Origin of the sequence: Cryobacterium sp. 10I5 (assembly GCF_035019865.1) — a bacterium.
GTDB lineage: Bacteria > Actinomycetota > Actinomycetes > Actinomycetales > Microbacteriaceae > Cryobacterium > Cryobacterium breve_A.
The window spans coordinates 12,212-29,601 of record NZ_JASJVI010000024.1 but is presented as its reverse complement, the minus strand read 5'-3'; the positions used below and the strand labels follow the sequence as shown (position 1 = coordinate 29,601).

Genomic DNA, 17,390 nt, shown 5'->3' with positions numbered 1-17,390 from the left:
GAACCCTCTTTCGAGTGTAGTTACGGCCATATTCCCGGCGTGGTACACGCGAGTGCCCGCAGAGGCCCGGGGGCGCTGCCAGCCGGGCCGACTAAGCTCGATTGTCGTGACGGATGCACCCATAGGAATTTTCGATTCCGGCGTCGGCGGCTTGACCGTCGCGCGGGCGATCAAGGACCAGCTGCCCAACGAGTCGATCCTGTACATCGGCGACACCGCGAATTCGCCGTACGGGCCGAAGAAGATCGCCGACGTGCGCGGCTTCGCGCTGAAGGTTCTCGACGACCTCGTGGCCCAGGACGTGAAGATGCTGGTAATTGCCTGCAATACCGCGTCGGCCGCTGTGCTCCGTGATGCGCGGGAGCGATACAGCGTCCCGGTGGTCGAAGTCATCCAGCCCGCCGTCCGACGCGCGGTCGGCACGACCCGCAACCACAGGGTCGGAGTGATCGGAACGATCGGCACCGTGAATTCGCGGGCATACGAGGACGCCTTCGCAGCAGCAACCAACATCACCCTCTTCACCCAGGCCTGCCCCCGCTTCGTGGAATTCGTCGAAGCCGGCGTCACGACCGGCGACGAGGTACTCGCCGTCGCCGAGGAGTACCTCGCCCCCCTCCGCGCAGCGGACGTCGACACCCTCGTTCTGGGCTGCACGCACTATCCGTTCCTCCGCGGAGCGATCTCCTACGTGATGGGCGACGCGGTGTCGATCGTCTCGAGCGACACCGAGACCGCGAACGACGTCTACCGGATTCTCGTCGGCCAGGGCCTCGCCCGCACCGAGAAGGCGCCGCCGAGCTACCGGTACGAGGCGACGGGCAACAGCGCGGAAGACTTCCTCGACCTCGCCCACCGCCTGGCCGGCCCGGAGGTCTCAACGGTCGACCTCGTCGAGACCGGCGTGTTCAGCCTCAGCGAGCTCGTCGAGTTCGCCGCCACCCACCCCAATTCCGAGCATCACCACGCAGCGTCCCTCGCCCACCCGAGGGATCACCGGCACACCAAGGAGACCTCATGACCGACATCGTGCGCGCAGACGGACGAGCCATCGACGAGCTACGGCCGGTCACGATCGAGCGCGGCTGGAGCGACCAGGCCGAAGGGTCCGCGCTCATCTCGTGCGGGCGCACGAAGGTGCTGTGCACCGCGTCGTTCACCAACGGGGTTCCGCGCTGGATGAGCGGAAAAGGCAAGGGCTGGGTCACCGCGGAGTACGCGATGCTCCCGCGCTCCACGAACGAGCGGATGGCCCGTGAGGCCGTCAAGGGCAAGATCGGCGGCCGGACGCACGAGATCAGCCGCCTCGTCGGCCGCAGCCTGCGCGCGGTCGTCGACATGAAAGCGCTCGGCGAGAACACCATCGTGATCGACTGCGACGTGCTCCAGGCCGACGGAGGCACCCGTACCGCCGCGATCACCGGAGCCTACGTCGCACTCTTCGACGCGCTCGAGTGGGGCCGCGAACAGAAGTTCATCGGCCAGAAGGCACAGCCCCTCACCGACAGCGTCGCCGCGATCTCCGTCGGCATCATCAAGGGCGTGCCCATGCTGGACCTCGCATATACGGAGGACTCGAGTGCCCAGACCGACATGAACGTCGTCGTCACCGGCCGTGGTTCCTTCGTCGAGGTGCAGGGCACCGCCGAGGGCGCCCCCTTCGACCGCGCGGAGCTGAACTCGCTGCTCGATCTCGCCCTCGCCGGGACCGTCACGCTCACCGAACTGCAGAACGCCGCCCTCGGGCGCTGACCGATGCCTGCTGACATCCTGAGGCTCGTACTCGCCACCCACAACGCGCACAAGGTCGACGAGCTGCGTCGCATCCTCGCGCCCCAGCTGCCCGGAGTCGAGGTGCTGGCGTACGACGGTCCGGAACCCGTCGAAGACGGAACGACCTTCGCCGAGAACGCCCTGATCAAGGCCAGGGCGGCCGCTGCGCACACCGGCCTGCCGGCCATCGCGGACGACTCGGGCATCTGCGTGGACATCCTCGGCGGCTCGCCGGGCATCTTCTCGGCACGCTGGTCGGGCCCGGCCAGGGACTCCGGCGAGAACCTGCGGCTGCTGCTCTGGCAGCTCGCGGACGTTCCCGCCGAGCACCGTGCCGCGCACTTCACCTGCGTCGCGGCGTTGGCGTTGCCCGACGGCACCGAGCGCATCGTGACGGGGGAGTGGCCCGGTCAGATCCTGACCGAGCCGGCAGGGTCTGGCGGCTTCGGGTACGACCCGATCTTCCTGCCCGACGGCTACGCGATCTCGGCGGCCGAGCTGACGGCATCCGTCAAGAATCGCGACAGCCACCGGGCGCGCGCCTTCGACGGGCTCGTCCCGCTGCTGCGGGACCTGCTCGGCTGACCGGCGGCGATCCGGGGCGCTCCCGCTGTCTGACGACTGCCCTGCCCCCGCCTGCCCCCGCACTGATAACGGCACTCATTCCCAACTGGGCGCCGAACTGGCGACGCGCCCCGGCACCGCCTAGCGTGGAGACATGGGCCACGATCACGCGCACGGGCAGGCATCCGCCGCCAATCGCACCAGACTCTCGTTCGCGATCGGGATCGTCGCCGTCGTGCTCCTCGTCGAGGTCGCCGGGGCCTGGCTGACCGGCTCGCTCGCCCTGCTCGCGGATGCCGGGCATATGTTCTCCGATCTTGCGGGGCTGATCATCGCCCTCATCGCCACCGTCGTTGCCGCACGGCCGGCGACCGACCGGCAGACCTTCGGCTACCAGCGCGCCGAGGTGTTCGGGGCGCTCATCAACGGGCTGATCCTGCTCGGCGTCGCCGTGTCCGTCGTGATCGGCGCTGTTTCCCGGCTGCTCGGGCCCGGCGAGGGCCATGTGCAAGCCGGACCGATGCTCTGGGTCGCCGTGATCGGCCTCGTCGCGAATCTCGGAGCACTGCTCCTGCTGCGCCCGGCGGCCGGCTCCTCGATCAACATGCGCGGTGCCTACCTCGAGGTGCTCGGCGACACCCTCGGCTCCGTCGCAGTCATCGTCGCAGCCGGAGTCATCCTCACGACCGGTTTCGAGCAGGCGGACGCGATTGCCTCCCTGCTGATCGCGGCCATGATCGTGCCGCGCTGCTTCACCCTGCTCCGGGACGTCGTGCGGGTGCTCAGCGAGTCGGTACCCGTCGACACCGATGTCGCCGAGATTCGCAAACATCTCCTCGACACAACGGGGGTCGCGGCCGTGCACGACGTGCACGTCTGGGCGATCACGTCCGGCGCCCATGTATTCAGCGCGCACGTGGTCGTCGAGCCGGCCGTGCTGCAGTCCGGCGGCTCAGGGGCGCTTCTCGACGCTCTCTCGGAATGCCTCAGCACCCACTTCGACGTCGAGCACTCCACGTTCCAGCTCGAGCCGGCCGAGCATGCCGACCACGAGGACTTCCCGCACCGCTGACCCGACCGGCCGCGCTTACGCAGCTGTAGCCGGCACGGACAGGAGTGGCCGGCGCACGGGAAACAGGTGTCCGTACCGGCGCAGGTGTGCCTGCCGCGAGTGGGGCTACGGCTAGTTGTCGTGCTTGGGGTGGCCGTTGAAGACATCCGCGTCGAGAGCGAGGCTGCCGGTGTCGGTCGTGGCGGGCGCGGCCGCCGCGAGCGCCCGGGCCTTCTTGGCCTTGCGTGTGGACTGAACGTAGTGGAACGCGGTCGGGATGAGCGTTCCGAGCACGGCAGCGATCAGGATCAGGTCGATGTAGTGCGTGACGAAGTCGGCGACCGGCGGAATGTAACCCAGGAAGTACCCGGCGAAGGTGAGGCCGGCACCCCAGATCATGGCGCCGACGAGGTTGTACAGCGAATACTTGCGATAGTTCATGTGGCCGACGCCGGCGGCGACGGGCGCGAAGGTGCGCACGATCGGCACGAAGCGGGCGATGATGACGGCCAAGGCACCGAAGCGTTCGAAGAAGCCGTTGGTGCGCTGCACGTTCTCGACGCTGAACAGTCCGGATTCCTTGCGTTCGAAGACGCGCGGGCCGAGCTTGTGGCCGATCAGGTAGCCCGCTTCGCCTCCGAGGAACGCGGCGAAGCCGATGGCGAGGGCCACCCACCAGATGTTGATGTGGATGACGCCAGCGAAGGTGAGCAGGCCGGTGATGACGAGAAGGGTGTCGCCGGGCAGCAGGAAGCCGACGAGCAGGCCGGTTTCGGCGAAGATGATCGCGCACACCCCGAGCAGGGCCCACGGGCCGAACCCGTCGATGAGGTTTACCGGGTCAAGCCACGGGATGAGTCCGGCGTGGTTGAGAGCAGTGTTGAGCACGAAAATGACTCCAGTCGGTGGTGGCCATGGCGACCGCACGGTGATGAGCAGGGATGGTCTGTTACAGGCTAGCGCTAAACGGAGGGTGAAACCCGTGAATTACCCGGCTGCGGGGCCGTCGGCCGGGGTATCGGCCGGGCTGTCCGGGCCGTCCGGTCGGCCGCCGCCGGCCCCGTCCCGGCGGTTCTCGGCGCGGTCGGCGAGCCAGGTGCGGCCACCGAAGAAGATCGAAGCCGCGATGAAGACCCCGGCGATGACGTACGCGGCGTTCTTGACGCCGGGAAGGCTCGCCGCGAAGTACCCGGTCAGGGTCAGCCCGACGCCCCAGGCGAGTGCGCCGACGAGGTTGCTCGAGAGGAACCGGTAGTAGTTCATCCGGCCGACTCCCGCGATGACGGGCACGAAGACACGAGCCCAGGGCATGAACCGGGCGATCACGACCGACCACCAGCCGTACTTCCGGTAGAAGGTCTCGGTCCTCACGATTGCCGCGCGGGTGCGCCGGCCGCCGCGGCGGTCGAGGTACCCACGGCCGAAGTGCCTGCCGAGCAGGAATCCGACCTGGTCGCCGAGGAACGCGGCGATGCCCGTTCCGATCATCAGCACGACGATGTCCACGTTCGCCGCGGATGCCGCGACGAGCCCCGACCCGAACAGGAGTGAGTCCCCTGTGATGAAGGGGATGAACACTCCGAGGAACACCGCCGTCCCGGCGAAGACGAGCGCCCAGACGAGCAGGTAGAACACGATGGCGCCCGTGTTCTCGAGTACATCGGTCAGTTGGCCGTCGAGGGCCGATGTGCTCATCATGTGCGGGAGAGGGGACTTGAACCCCCACGCTCGAAAGCACAGGAACCTAAATCCTGCGTGTCTGCCAATTTCACCACTCCCGCTTGTGCCGTTCCAGTGTAGCCAGATCGTCTGGTCAGCCGGCCCTGCCGCGGCCCTGCAGCGCCTCGGTGAAGGACGCGGTACGGGCGCGGAGGGCGGCGACGACTGCGGCGACGGCGGGCTGGTGCAGGGACTCCGGGCGGAGCACCATCCAGTACGGCAGTTCCTCCTTGAACTTGTCCGGCAGCAGGCGCACGAGGTCCGGGTGCTGGTCGGCCATGAAACACGGCAGGAAACCGATCCCGGCTCCCGCCCTCGTGGCTTCGACGTGCACGAACACGTTGGTCGAACTCAGCGAAGGGCGCATCGAGGGCACCTGGCGCCGTGGGGCGTCGAGGTCGTCGACGAGCAGCATCGAATCGACGAAGTAGACGAGCGGATGCTCAGTGAGTTCGGCCACGCTCACGGGTGTGCCGTTCTCGGCGAGGTAGTCCCGCGACGCGTACATGCCGAGGACGTAGTGCCCGAGCAGGATCGCGTCCGCCCGGTGCACCTGCGGCTCCCCGACGACGACCTCGATGTCGAGCCCCGACCGGTGCTGGAGCGCACGCCGCGTCACTGTGACGATCTCGACCCGCAGGCCGGGATGCCGGCGTTGCAGGGCGGCGACCGCCGGTGTCGCGATATACGCGCTGAAGCCATCCGTCGCCGACAGCCGCACGACGCCGGAGAGTTGAGTGGCCTGCCCGGGCGGGCCGCCGAGCAGGGAGACGGCGGCCTCGACATTTTCCGCGGCGTTGACCGCGCGTGCGCCAAGCTCTGTCAGCTCCCAGCCGCCCACCGTGCGGGAGAGCACCCGGCCGTCGAGTGCCTTTTCGAGGGCCGCGATGCGGCGCGAGACGGTGGTGTGATTGAGGCCGAGGCTTTCCGCCGCGGTCACGAAGCGGCCGCTGCGTGCGACCGCGAGCAGCACCAGGAGGTCGTCGGCGTTCGGCGGCACGGTCGGGCGGGATCCTGTCATGTCTGCAATTATGCACATACGGAGTTCGGAAGTGGTCATGGTCGCAGAGCCGAAGGGCGGCAATACTCAGTGGAGCCCGGGCGGCGACCCGCCCGAGGCATCCAGCGACAGTGTCAGCGAAGACACCGAAGGAGACAGACATGAGCGTCAACGAACGCATCACTGCCGACAGCCCCGGAGGCGCGCGAGGCCGCAGCTCCCGGGAAGAGACCTCCGGTCTCAGGAAGATCGTGGCCGCCTCGATGGTGGGCACGGTCGTGGAATGGTACGAGTTCTTCCTCTACGCGACCGCGGCGAGCCTCGTCTTCGGCAAGTTCTTCTTCCCGAACGCGGGGAGTGAACTCGACGGGATCATCGCCGCGTTCCTCACCTACGCGGTGGGCTTCATCGCCCGGCCGCTCGGCGGAATCGTCTTCGGCCAGATCGGCGATCGCCTTGGCCGCAAGCACACGCTTCAGGTCACGATCATCCTCGTCGGGGCCGCGACCTTCCTGATGGGCTGCCTGCCCGGTTACAACACGATCGGCTACTGGGCACCCGCCCTCCTCGTGGCGCTCCGCTTCATCCAGGGCTTCGCCGTCGGCGGGGAATGGGGCGGCGCAGTGCTTCTCGTCGCCGAGCACAGCCCGGACAAGTCCCGCGGCTTCTGGGCGAGCTGGCCGCAGGCGGCCGTCCCGGTCGGAAACCTGCTCGCGACCCTCGTGCTGCTCACCATGTCCTGGATCCTGCCCGCGGAGCAATTCCTCGGCTGGGGCTGGCGGGTCGCCTTCTGGCTGTCGGCGATCATCGTCGTGATCGGCTACTACATCCGCACCCACGTCAGTGAGGCGCCGATCTTCCTCGAGGCTCGCGCCCAGGTAGAGGCCGAGAAGGCCATCAGCTACGGCGTGATGGAGGTAGTTCGCAAGTACCCGCGCGGAATCCTCGGCGCGATGGGGCTGCGGTTCGCCGAGAACATCCTCTACTACACGATCGTGAGCTTCTCGATCGTGTACCTCGTCACAGTGCACAAGTACAACACCAGCCAGCTCCTCCTCGCCCTGCTGATCGCCCACGTCGTGCACTTCCTCGTGATCCCGCAGGTCGGCCGGCTCTCCGACCGCTTCGGCCGCAAGCCGATCTACCTCACCGGTGCGATTCTCGGTGCCAGCTGGGCGTTCTTCGCCTTCCCGATGTTCGACACCCTCAACCCGGTTGTCATCGTCGCCGCGATCACGATCGGGCTGTGTTTCCACGCCTTCATGTACGCCGGCCAGCCGGCGATCATGGCCGAGATGTTCCCGACCAGGATGCGGTACTCCGGCGTCTCCCTCGGCTACCAGGTCACGTCGATCCTCGCCGGCTCGCTCGCGCCCATCATCGCGACGGCGCTGCTCCAGCAGTACAAGTCCTGGCTGCCGGTCGCGTTCTACCTCGTGATCGCCTGCGCGATCACGGTCGTCGCCGTCGTGACGCTCAAGGAGACCAACGGCATCTCGCTCCGCGACGTCGACGCGGCGGATGCCGCCAGGCACGGCCTCGAACCGGCCCCGGCGCTGCGTTGACCGTGGAACAGCCGCTGACCGTGGAACAGCCCCTCGCCGGGCGGCGCGCCCTCGTCACCGGGGGAGCGAGCGGCATCGGCGAGGCCATCGTGCGCTCCCTCGCCGCCCGCGGAGCCCACGTCACGGTCGCAGACATCGACGCGGCGGGCGCTTCGGCGCTCGCCGCCGAGGTGGGCGGCTCGACGTGGGCCGTCGACCTTTCCGACACGCCGGCCCTGACGGATGCCCGGCTCGCGGACGTACTCGGCGACATGGACATCCTCGTGAACAACGCGGGGATCCAGCGGATCAGCCCGATCGCGGAATTCGACCCCGCCGACTTCCGGCTGATCCTCGCCCTCATGCTCGAGGCGCCGTTCCTGCTGATCCGGGCGGCGCTCCCTGGAATGTACAAACGCGGCTTCGGACGGGTGATCAATGTCACCTCGGTGCACGGCATCCGTGCGTCGCCGTTCAAGGCAGCCTACGTCTCGGCGAAGCACGGCCTCGAGGGCCTCTCCAAGGTCACCGCCCTCGAGGGCGGTGACCACGGGGTGACGAGCAACTGTGTCAGCCCCGGCTATGTGCGTACGCCGATGGTCGAGAAGCAGATCGCCGACCAGGCCGTCGTGCACGGCATTCCGGAGGCGGAGGTGCTCAGCCGGATCATGCTCACCGAGAGTGCCGTCAAGCGCCTCGTCGAGCCGGCGGAGGTCGGCTCGCTCGTGGCCTGGCTCGCTTCTGCGGACGCGGCGATGGTGACAGGGTCGAGCTACGGCATGGACGGCGGCTGGTCCGCCCGCTGATCCGACCGCCCCGTACGGTGTACGGCCCGGGCGGCGGAGGCCTGTGGATAACTTCAACAGGAATCCGGCCGTCCGGGCACACTGTCCGCATGAGCGAGGCCGTCCGCATCATCACCGAGCAGGTGCGCTCGCGGGTGCGCCGTGACGGTGTCGACCTCGCCTCCGACGAGAACCTTGCCGAGCGGTACGTGCGCGCCGAACTCCAGCGCTACAGCGAGCGGGCCCTCGGCGGCGCGCACCCCCTCATCACCGACGAGCATCAGGCCGCCAGGGAGGTCGTCGCCTCGCTGACCGGGTTCGGGGCGCTGCAGCCGCTCCTCGACGATCCGGAGATCGAGGAGATCTGGATCAACGGGCCGTCCCGGGTGTTCGTCGCCCGGGACGGCGTTCCCGAGCTCACTGCCATGGTGCTTACCGCGCGCGAGGTGCGTGACCTCGTCGAGCGGATGCTGCAGGCCTCCGGCCGCAGGGTCGACCTGAGCTCACCGTTCGTCGACGCCTCCCTGCCGGACGGGTCCCGACTGCACGTCGTGATTCCCGACATCACCCGGGAGTGGTCGGTCAACATCCGGAAGTTCACCCGTCGCATCCGCGACCTGAACCAGCTCGTCGGCCTCGGCTCGCTCACCCAGCAGGCATCGGAGTTCCTGCGGATGTGCGTGCTCGCCGGGCAGAACATCCTCGTGTCCGGAGCCACCCAGACCGGGAAGACCACGATGTTGAACGCCCTGCTGGCGGCGACCCGGCGCAACGAGCGGATCGTGACGGTCGAGGAGACCTTCGAACTCGACCTCTCCGCCCGGGACGTCGTGGCGATGCAGTGCCGTCAGCCGAGCCTCGAGGGTCGTGGCGAGATCACCCTGAGACGGCTGATCAAGGAGTCGCTGCGGATGCGCCCCGACCGGCTTGTCGTCGGAGAGGTGCGGGAGGCTGAGAGTCTCGACCTCCTGATCGCCCTCAACAGCGGGCTGCCTGGGATGTGCTCGATCCACGCGAACAGCGCGAGGGACGCCCTCGCCAAGCTCTGTACTCTGCCGTTGCTCGCGGGGCGCAACATCGATTCCGCGTTCGTGCTGCCGACCGTCGCCGGGTGCATCGATATCGTCGTGCACTGCGAGATCGACCACCACGGGCGCCGGCGGGTGACCGAGATCCTCGCGGTCAGCGGACGGCTCGCCGGCACTGTGATCGAGGCGAGCCCGATCTTCCTCGCCGACCGGAGCGGGCTCTCGCCCACGGGCGGCCACCCCGGCAAGCTCGCCAAGTTCCGGGCGGTCGGGCTCGACCCGACGATCGTGCTGCGAGCGGACCGCGCGTGAGGCTCGTGCTGGGCTGCCTGCTCGGCGCCGGCCTGCTGCTCATGGCCGCGCCGTTCCTCTGGCCACGACGGCGGGCGGCGACGGGCGTACCGGATTCAGACCCGAGCCCGGCCGACGGCGAGACCGGCCGACCCGGTCAGCGCGGTCTCGCGACCCTGCGTGGAGTGCTCGCCCAGGCCGGCCTCGGCTCACTGCCTCTCCCGGCCTTCTCGGCGATTTCGCTCCTGCTCGGTCTGGCCTGCGCCGCCCTCGCCGAGGCGCTGATCGGGGTGCGGGCCCTCGCCCTCGTCGCCGGGCTCGTCGGCGCCCTGACTCCGACGACGATCGTGCTCTGGCGGGCGCGGGAGCGGCGGCGCTCGAACCGCACGGTCTGGCCGGACGTCGTCGATCACCTCGTGTCGGCCGTGCGGTCCGGCCTCGCCCTGCCCGACAGTGTCAGTACGCTCGCCGAATCCGGGCCGGTACCCACCCGGGCCGCCTTCGCAGACTTCGCCAGGGACTACCGTGCGACCGGGAGCTTCGGCTACTCCGTCGACCGGCTCAAGGCCGGCCTCGCCGATCCGGTGGCCGATCGCATTCTGGAGACCCTGCGGATGGCCAGGGAGGTCGGCGGCAGTGACCTCACCCTCGTGCTCCGTGACCTCGCCGCGTGGCTCCGGCAGGATGCAGCGATCAGGGCGGAGGTCGAAGCCCGCCAGTCCTGGGTCGTCAACGCCGCCAGGCTCGGCGTCGCGGCACCGTGGATCGTGCTCCTGCTGCTGTCCTCCCGCCCAGAGGGGGCGGTCGCGTACAACACCGGCAGCGGGGTCACCGTGATCGTCTCCGGGCTGGCAGTGTCGGTGATCGCGTACCGCCTGATGGTCTTCATCGGCCGCCTCCCCGAGGAACGCCGGTGGTTCCGGTGAGCGCCCCGCTCTCGTGGGGCGTCTTCTTCGGCGCGGTGCTCGGCCTCGGCCTCTGGTCGCTCGTGAGCGTCTTCCCCCGGCTCAGCCGGCCCCGGCTCGCCGACCGGCTGGCCCCGTACCTCCTCGACGTGTCGGCAGAGGCCCGCGCCGTCGTCGGGCGCACCACCGTCGATCCCATTCCCGTGCTCGGCACCCTGTTCGTGCCGGTCTTCGGACGGCTGAGACGCGGGCTCGCAGCCCTGCTCGGCGGTTCGGGCGCCGTCGAACGTCGGCTCCGGCAATCGGGATCCCGGCGCAGCCTCGACGAATTCCGCTCCCAGCAGCTCGTCTGCGCACTGCTGTGCCTCGCCGCCGGCGTCGTCGCCGTGGTGTTCGCCCCCGCCCTTCACGCCCTCCCCGTGCTCGCGGCGGCCGCCATCCCAGTGCTCGTCGGGCTCGGCGGCGCCCTGCTCTGGGACAGACTTCTCCGCCGCGCCGCTCTCGGCCGCCTCGCCCGGATGCGCGGAGAGCTACCGACCATCCTCGAGTTCCTCACCCTGTCCCTGTCTGCCGGGGAAGGCATCCTCGACGCCCTCGCCCGGGTGTCCCGCACGAGTGCGGGGGAGCTGTCCCGCGAATTCGCCGGCGTCGTCACCGAGGTGCACTCCGGGATTCCACTCGTGGACGCCCTGCATTCACTGGCCGCCTCCCTCCAGCTGGCCGCGCTCACCCGGTTCGTCGACCAGGTCGCCGGCGCTCTCGATCGCGGTACCCCGCTCGCCGAGGTGCTGCGCGCCCAGGCCCAGGACGCCCGCGAGGAGGCCAAACGCGAACTCCTCGAGGCGGCAGGCAAAAAAGAGGTCGCGATGCTCGTGCCGCTGGTGTTCCTGATCCTTCCCATGACGGTCCTGTTCGCGATCTTCCCCGGCCTCTTCATCCTGCAGGCCGGTCTCTGACCGTGCCGGCCTCGACTCCGCCCGGAGATCACTCCCCGACACCATCGGAGCGTGCACGACGACCACAGACACGACCATCGACACGACCATCGACACGACGACAGACACGACCATCGACAAGAGGAGACGAAGATGAATACCCTGACGCGGCGCATCCGCAGCCAGTGGAACGCCTGGCACGACGACACCGGAGACGTGCCCGGCTGGGTGCTGATCACGCTGATGACCGCCGGACTGCCTAATCGAACATGAATAGGGTTATATCCATGGATGATCTCGACTACCTGAACACGCCCAACTGCCCGGTGTGCCTCGAGCCGATGCGCGCCGTTCTGGGGGCCTGGTGGTGCGTCGAATGCAGGATAGTGCAGCGCTAGTGCATCCCGCGTGGGAGCATTCAGATATGAACACAAAGACGCACCAGGACCACGCAGCGAACGCGCAAGCAGCATACGACGATGCCGAGAACCGAGAGGACCAGCTCGAGAGGCTCGAGATGCTCGGAGTTGCCGCTTATCATGCGGCAATGGCGAGCTACACCCTCGGCCTCGAGAACGCAGCGCACACGGAGTAGTCGCCGCTGAACGACGAAACGGCCCGCCCCGCGATATGCGAGACGGGCCGTTTTTTCATGCGGGGAATTATCCGATGTTCTGCGCTGTGATGCTGGGGTGAGTTACGACAGGGACCGCTCGCGGGATGCTCGCGCGTTTGTGTCTTCTAGTGGAGAACTTCGGTGATGGTCATCTCGTCCATCGAATAGCTGCCGTACTCGCCCGCCCTGGCGTCCCACCTTCGGCGCAGGTCATCTCGGTCTCGGGCGATAATGATGGGAATGTGAGAATCAACGTCCGGATGGCTGAGCCTGAAGGAGCTCCTTAGGAGTTGCGGGCTGAGAAGACGGGAATCCACGCCGACGGTTTCGACACGGTCATAGTCGGGCTGTGCTGGCGGAACTGCTGCGTTGGGTGTGCGGAGCTGCCACACCTCGACCAACGACTGGCCTTCCGGTCGAATATGTCGTTCGACTCGGGGCTGAAATTGCCCGCCGACCGTCAGATACTCGAATCGATCCGGCTTCACAGCGTTTTCCTCCCAGAGGAGTGCGATGTATGCATGCTCTTGGCTCATGTGCTGAGACTATGCCCGGGAGAAGTGGCACCCCATGCAAGAGTTGCCCAGGCGAGGCGGTCCGCACCCCCAAAGCGTGGGGTATACGTCGAGTTAGCGTGACGTGCTGCGCGCTGTGGTGAGCTGCGAAAGTGCTTAGCGTGACCGGTCGCGTGACGCCGGGGCCACTCGGAGGGGAAAAGACTAGACGCGGGTGGTGTGCGCCTCAAAGGCTCTGGACTTTTTGACCGGCACCCCCGTGCCTGCGCGGGTGGAACACTGTGGGAGGCCCTGTGGGGGCGGTGGGCGGTGTTTCGTGCGTGGGATTTGTCTCTGCCTCCCTGACTGCCGTGGTGGCGCGTGGCGGGGTGGCGGGTAGGTGGTGGCGTCTGTTGCCCGTGGGAATTGAGACAACCCCGGTCCGTTGAACGGCGGGCCGGGGTTGTCTGGTGGTGCGGTGCGCAGGTGGTGTCACTGGATGCGAAAGGGTGCATCCTCGGCCGCCTTCGATCTAGGTCATCCAAACCATGACGGGATGACTTCGTGACGTTGACGCGGGGAACCCGTGAGGGTGTGGCGGGCAATCAGTCCGTTGATTCCACACCCTCAATGGGTGGGTTTAGAAAGTCGGCGCAATCAGGCCGGTGCCGTTGATGACGGCGACGGACTGCGGGAGCCGGTGCGCGAGTGCCATGTAGTTGTACACGCGGGCATAGAGACTGTTCTGGTTGGCGTAGGTCTGCGGGAAGACTTCGGCGCGGATGCTCGATTCGTAGAGCCACGAGTCGTCGGCCTTCACGATGAGGATCGGGTCCTGGTTGCTGCCCGCTCCGAGGTTGGTCGGCACGTTCGGGTCGATAACCACGGGGAGGCCGAACATCTCGCCTACGACGCCCTGTGCCGCCCCTGTGGAGCTGATGCCGGAGGCGTTGAGCGGTCCGCCTGCTGCGGGCAGGATAACGGCGCGGTTGGCCCCGTCGACCTGCACGGCTGCCCATGCCCAGCGGCGGGGGTGCATGACGATGTGTGTCGGGGACAGGAACCGGGCAGTCTGGACCGCCTGCACGGCCTGACCGATCTTCGAGTACAGCTTGCCCGCGCCCATGAACGCGGGGCTCGCATCCGTGTAGGTCACGGCGGTCGTGCCCGGCAGGTTCAACAGGCCGTAGGGCTGGTTGGTGCCGGTGCCGTTGAGTACGAGGTTTCCGACCTGGCGGGCATAGTCCGCGATGAGGTCGCCCAGAATCACTCGGTCAATGGTGCCGGCCATAGGCGACTGATCGAAGAGCTGCAGCGAGAGCACCTGACCGCCAGCGATCGTGTACACGCTCGCAGGCACGGTGGTCGAGGTCAGGTCGGTCTGCTGAATCCCGGTGTTCTGGGTGACCTGCAGTGAGGTCGCGGTGCCGGTGTTGACCTTGGGAATGTTGATGATGTCGGTGCCCGCGGGGAGTTCGAGCTTGGTGAGGATGTCCGCGGTTGCCCGGGCCGGGCGAAGCGCTGCGACGTAGTCATCGATCAGCCAGAGCGGCGGGGCGAATTCGCCGCCTGAGCCTGCGCTGGTGTTGATGGCGCGGAGTTCCTTGATGCCCTTCTGCGCGAGGGTGTCGTTGAACTGGCGTGAGTGACGGTTGAGTCGTTCGCGTGCCCCGCTGTCGCCGCTGCGCGATTCCAGAAGGTCCTTGAAGTAGGACTCTCGGCCGTTCTGGACGTAGATGCCTGCGTCGCTGGTGTGGATTCCGCCGGGGTTGAACGTGCCGGAGTTTACCGACTTGGGGGCGTTGCCCCAGCGCTCTTCCTTCTCGGTCTGGATGACCTGCTGCTTGAGTTTGATCGCGTCGAGTTCGAAGTCGGCGGCGTCCCAGTTGGCCTGCTCGGTCTTGGACATGGAACGGTTGTGCTTGTCAGCGGCGGCGCTGATCGCGTCGCGTCGCTCTTCGGCGTTGGTGAACTGGTCGTGCAACATCTGATCTACGGCGTTAGCCATGATTCACTCCTGGGAGATTCGCCGGGCAGAGCCTCGGCTGGTGTGGATGGAAGGTAAGCGGCGGGCCTTGGGCGTCATCCAACGCGGCCTGTCGTACCCGGTAACCGAATCCACGGCATCTCGGGGGCGTGAGCCTGACCTGTTCGCGGTGCCCCTCCGGGCGAGTGTCGCAACAAACCAGCTACGCTGATTCTACCGGATGCCGTGGTGAATACCGGAAAACTCGTCGCCGCGCCCGTCATTTCGACTCGTTCGCGTAGACGAAGACGGTCTCGGGCTTAGAGACGAAGTCCACCTCGGCCGTGCGCCCGGGCTCAGGATCGAGGAGCCAGGCCAGGGCACGCACGGACTCGTCGAGGTAGTGCGCGCGAACCTTGGGCGAAGTGTTCGCGGCATCCTCGAGAGCTAGCCCGCGGATGACGGCGAACACTTGCAGTTGCTCCTGGTCGAGCGCGACGAGGTTGAGCACCCGTTGCAGCACTTTGTTGACGAGGCGGGGGTCGATGTCGTGAGGCTGTTCGGTCATTTTCAGTTCCCTTTCTTGGTGTTTGTCTTGTATCGCTTGCCTGCCCAGGTGCCAGCCTTGGGGCGGTCGAGCTCCCCATAGGCTGCACAGAGGTCGTACACGGGGCATGTGCGGCAGATGGGCGCGAGGGTTGCCGCGGGTACGTCATCCGAGATGAAGCGGTCGTCGTCCTTGCAAGCGGGATCGGTGGTGAACATGGCGAACTGCAGGCGCTCGAACGCATCCGTTGCCTTGGTCATGCGGCCACCGCCTGCCGTGCTGCCTGGTGGTCGTCGTCTCTCATGCCGCAGATGCCAACCGCTCGGGATTGTGGAGCCATAAGCGGGCGCGAGCACACTCGGCAGGCCGGCCCCTCGGCCTCGTTCGTGACCTGTGAGGGGTGGCTGAGTTGCATCCCGTCGGTTCCGTCGGTCTTGGCGGTTCCGTCGGTTTGAATGCGAGGGGTAACGCCCATGCGCCGCCATGCTGCGGCGAGGGTTGCCCGGTGATACCCCCGCGCGCTGTCACCCTGCCGCTGGGAGTGGATCTTGAATCCGGTAACCATCATTCGGCCCAGTCGCTGCACGGTGAGGTCCTTTCCGAAGAAACTCTCGGAGCTCCACATGAGGGGGTTGTGACGGATGAGCCTCGAGACAAGATCCGTTGTGGCGATGAAGCCGGCGTCGTCGGGCCATGCCGCGTAGACATCTCGAATCAGAGAGACGGCGGGAGGCACGTTTGCGATACCGTCCTCTTTGTCCATGGCAGTCGCCTCGATGTCGCGCACGATGAGTTCGTCCGCGATAGATGCCCACTTCTCCCCTGCAGATGAAGCGACGCGCTTGATTGGGTACCAACGCTCTTTGATGCGCCCGATGGTGCCCTCTGGGATCGGTGGGCGAGCGGTCCTGACCGTTTCCCGTACTACCTCTGCTGCAGCCGCTAGACGCGCCCCTAGCGCTTGTGCGTCCTCGTCGATTTCTTCCCAGTCGGACGATTCGACGACGCCCTCGAGGTCAGGCAGGAGTAGTACGCGGATGCAGCGCGAGCGCGTGTCGTCGGGGAGCGCGGGGGCGTTGCCGGCCATTGCCACGGGGCTGAAGGTAGACATCTCTGAGACTTCCCAGGTGCCGCCCTTTGCTGGCACGAGTACCGGTCGAGTTGCGCCCCGCTTGTACCCGGAGTTGAGTACCGCGATGAGGTCTTCGACGCCTGGTTTCTTCGGGTCCAACGATCGATCTACCTCGTCGATAAGGATCGTTCGCATACCCGCGTTGAGCATCCGCGTTAGGAGCGCGGGGGAGGACAACGATGCAGCCTGCACGGGGTTGAGGCAGAGACGTGAAAGGTGCTCGAGCACGGTCGTCTTGCCTGAGCCGTGCATGGGGGAGTCGAGCACGAGGCGCGGGGTTGAGTACGTCTCGAAACATAGGTGCGTGTGCGCTGCCCAGAGAGTGAGGAGGTCTAGGTCCCGGTCCTCCATGACGCATACGAACCGGGCGAGCCAGCCGCGCACATCGTCGAGCACCCTCTCCATTGAATCGACGGAGCCGACGGAACCGACGGAACCGACGGCGCTCATCGTGCACCGCCTGAGTAGATCTCGGCGCGGATGATTTCACGTTCTGCGTATGACGGCGCGATCGTTATCGGCGTGCGGGGGTTGAACGCTGCGCGATAGTAGCGATCGCGGTCGGCCTCGACTTGCTGCAGGCGGTAGAGCATCTGCGCCATGCCGTCGGAGTGCCCGATCGTGTAGAACGCAGCCAGGGCGGGAGTCAGTTGCTCGAGACGTAGCTCGCCGCTCTTGAGTCGCCAGAGTGTCGCGTCGAGGGCTTTCTCGACGGTCGCGCCGATCAGGGCTGCGGGTTTTGCCGGGTTGGAGTGCTCCGGCTTTAGGCTTGCAGTGGTTGCGTTGGTGAGCTCTTGGGCCGCTCCATTTGCCGTGGGGCGGCTTTTCTCTGCGCTCACGCGGATGCACCGACAGACGGGCGCAACAGAGCCGCGATCCGGTCCCGCTGCTCAGGGTTGAGCGGGGGAGCCGTTGCGACTACGCGGCCTATGTAGTCAGCCAATTTTGCTTCAGCGTAGCCCGCACGTAGAGCAGTTACGGCCTCGTGCGTAGCCTCGGAGGGGTTTCGCTTCGCTGCCATCACGGCACGAGCAAGTTCG

At 67.1% G+C, this 17,390-nt stretch carries 19 protein-coding genes and 1 tRNA gene; 10 read left to right on the top strand and 10 right to left on the bottom strand.

Annotated features, from left to right (window positions below):
• Nucleotides 1–106 precede the first annotated feature (106 nt).
• The 4 genes from murI (at nucleotide 107) to QN350_RS08615 (ending at nucleotide 3,409) form a co-directional block, all read left to right on the top strand.
• Nucleotides 107–1,021, top strand: a complete 915-nt coding sequence (gene murI, locus QN350_RS08630) for a glutamate racemase (RefSeq protein WP_322137548.1) — start codon at nucleotides 107–109, stop codon at nucleotides 1,019–1,021.
• Nucleotides 1,018–1,752 (top strand): ribonuclease PH, encoded by a 735-nt coding sequence (rph, locus tag QN350_RS08625; protein ID WP_322137547.1) that lies wholly within the window; start codon nucleotides 1,018–1,020, stop codon nucleotides 1,750–1,752. The genes murI and rph overlap by 4 nt, the downstream gene beginning before the upstream one ends.
• A gap of 3 nt (nucleotides 1,753–1,755) precedes the next feature.
• Nucleotides 1,756–2,358: an RdgB/HAM1 family non-canonical purine NTP pyrophosphatase gene (gene rdgB / locus QN350_RS08620; protein WP_322137546.1), complete on the top strand. Its 603-nt coding sequence runs from the start codon at nucleotides 1,756–1,758 to the stop codon at nucleotides 2,356–2,358.
• A gap of 133 nt (nucleotides 2,359–2,491) precedes the next feature.
• Nucleotides 2,492–3,409 carry a cation diffusion facilitator family transporter gene (locus QN350_RS08615; RefSeq protein ID WP_322137545.1) on the top strand — a complete coding sequence of 306 codons (918 nt, stop codon included), beginning with the start codon at nucleotides 2,492–2,494 and terminating at the stop codon, nucleotides 3,407–3,409.
• Nucleotides 3,410–3,520: 111 nt separating this feature from the next.
• Here the strand turns inward: QN350_RS08615 and QN350_RS08610 are convergent, their stop codons facing one another.
• The 4 genes from QN350_RS08610 to QN350_RS08595 all read right to left on the bottom strand — a co-directional run bounded on the left by QN350_RS08610 (nucleotide 3,521) and on the right by QN350_RS08595 (nucleotide 6,128).
• Nucleotides 3,521–4,276 carry a DedA family protein gene (locus QN350_RS08610; RefSeq protein WP_281535418.1) on the bottom strand — a complete coding sequence of 252 codons (756 nt, stop codon included), beginning with the start codon at nucleotides 4,274–4,276 and terminating at the stop codon, nucleotides 3,521–3,523.
• A 99-nt stretch (nucleotides 4,277–4,375) separates the two neighbouring features.
• Nucleotides 4,376–5,086, bottom strand: coding sequence for a DedA family protein (locus QN350_RS08605; protein WP_322137544.1), 711 nt, complete (start codon nucleotides 5,084–5,086; stop codon nucleotides 4,376–4,378).
• A gap of 1 nt (nucleotide 5,087) precedes the next feature.
• Nucleotides 5,088–5,169: transfer RNA gene (locus QN350_RS08600), tRNA-Leu, on the bottom strand.
• Nucleotides 5,170–5,201: 32 nt separating this feature from the next.
• Complete coding sequence (locus tag QN350_RS08595; RefSeq protein ID WP_322137543.1) at nucleotides 5,202–6,128, bottom strand: LysR family transcriptional regulator; 927 nt, start codon at nucleotides 6,126–6,128, stop codon at nucleotides 5,202–5,204.
• A 140-nt stretch (nucleotides 6,129–6,268) separates the two neighbouring features.
• On the opposite strand from QN350_RS08595, the gene QN350_RS08590 reads away from it, so the two are divergent.
• The 6 genes from QN350_RS08590 (at nucleotide 6,269) to QN350_RS08565 (ending at nucleotide 12,190) form a co-directional block, all read left to right on the top strand.
• Nucleotides 6,269–7,672 carry an MFS transporter gene (locus QN350_RS08590; protein WP_322137542.1) on the top strand — a complete coding sequence of 468 codons (1,404 nt, stop codon included), beginning with the start codon at nucleotides 6,269–6,271 and terminating at the stop codon, nucleotides 7,670–7,672.
• 20 nt (nucleotides 7,673–7,692) lie between these two features.
• A complete protein-coding gene (locus QN350_RS08585) occupies nucleotides 7,693–8,457 on the top strand; it encodes a 3-hydroxybutyrate dehydrogenase (RefSeq protein ID WP_322140328.1) in 765 nt (254 codons plus the stop codon).
• A gap of 89 nt (nucleotides 8,458–8,546) precedes the next feature.
• Nucleotides 8,547–9,776 (top strand): CpaF family protein, encoded by a 1,230-nt coding sequence (locus tag QN350_RS08580; RefSeq protein WP_322137541.1) that lies wholly within the window; start codon nucleotides 8,547–8,549, stop codon nucleotides 9,774–9,776.
• Nucleotides 9,773–10,681: a type II secretion system F family protein gene (locus QN350_RS08575; RefSeq protein ID WP_322137540.1), complete on the top strand. Its 909-nt coding sequence runs from the start codon at nucleotides 9,773–9,775 to the stop codon at nucleotides 10,679–10,681. The genes QN350_RS08580 and QN350_RS08575 overlap by 4 nt, the downstream gene beginning before the upstream one ends.
• Entirely contained in the window at nucleotides 10,669–11,616 is a 948-nt protein-coding gene (locus QN350_RS08570) for a type II secretion system F family protein (RefSeq protein WP_323502839.1), read from the top strand. Before QN350_RS08575 ends, QN350_RS08570 begins: the two co-directional genes overlap by 13 nt.
• Nucleotides 11,617–12,019: 403 nt before the next feature.
• Entirely contained in the window at nucleotides 12,020–12,190 is a 171-nt protein-coding gene (locus QN350_RS08565; RefSeq protein WP_323516128.1) for a hypothetical protein, read from the top strand.
• Nucleotides 12,191–12,336: 146 nt separating this feature from the next.
• Here the strand turns inward: QN350_RS08565 and QN350_RS08560 are convergent, their stop codons facing one another.
• The 6 genes from QN350_RS08560 to QN350_RS08535 form a co-directional block, all read right to left on the bottom strand.
• A complete protein-coding gene (locus QN350_RS08560) occupies nucleotides 12,337–12,747 on the bottom strand; it encodes a hypothetical protein (protein ID WP_323516126.1) in 411 nt (136 codons plus the stop codon).
• Nucleotides 12,748–13,345: 598 nt separating this feature from the next.
• Entirely contained in the window at nucleotides 13,346–14,713 is a 1,368-nt protein-coding gene (locus QN350_RS08555) for a phage major capsid protein (protein WP_323516124.1), read from the bottom strand.
• A gap of 238 nt (nucleotides 14,714–14,951) precedes the next feature.
• Nucleotides 14,952–15,239 carry a hypothetical protein gene (locus tag QN350_RS08550; RefSeq protein ID WP_323516121.1) on the bottom strand — a complete coding sequence of 96 codons (288 nt, stop codon included), beginning with the start codon at nucleotides 15,237–15,239 and terminating at the stop codon, nucleotides 14,952–14,954.
• Between the two features lie 2 nt (nucleotides 15,240–15,241).
• The gene (locus QN350_RS08545) at nucleotides 15,242–15,478 is read right to left on the bottom strand and encodes a WhiB family transcriptional regulator (protein WP_323516119.1); all 237 of its coding nucleotides are present in this window, start codon (nucleotides 15,476–15,478) and stop codon (nucleotides 15,242–15,244) included.
• Nucleotides 15,475–16,800, bottom strand: coding sequence for a DUF3631 domain-containing protein (locus tag QN350_RS08540; protein WP_323516117.1), 1,326 nt, complete (start codon nucleotides 16,798–16,800; stop codon nucleotides 15,475–15,477). The genes QN350_RS08545 and QN350_RS08540 overlap by 4 nt, the downstream gene beginning before the upstream one ends.
• Nucleotides 16,797–17,189, bottom strand: a complete 393-nt coding sequence (locus QN350_RS08535; RefSeq protein ID WP_323516115.1) for a hypothetical protein — start codon at nucleotides 17,187–17,189, stop codon at nucleotides 16,797–16,799. The genes QN350_RS08540 and QN350_RS08535 overlap by 4 nt, the downstream gene beginning before the upstream one ends.
• Nucleotides 17,190–17,390: the final 201 nt, after the last annotated feature.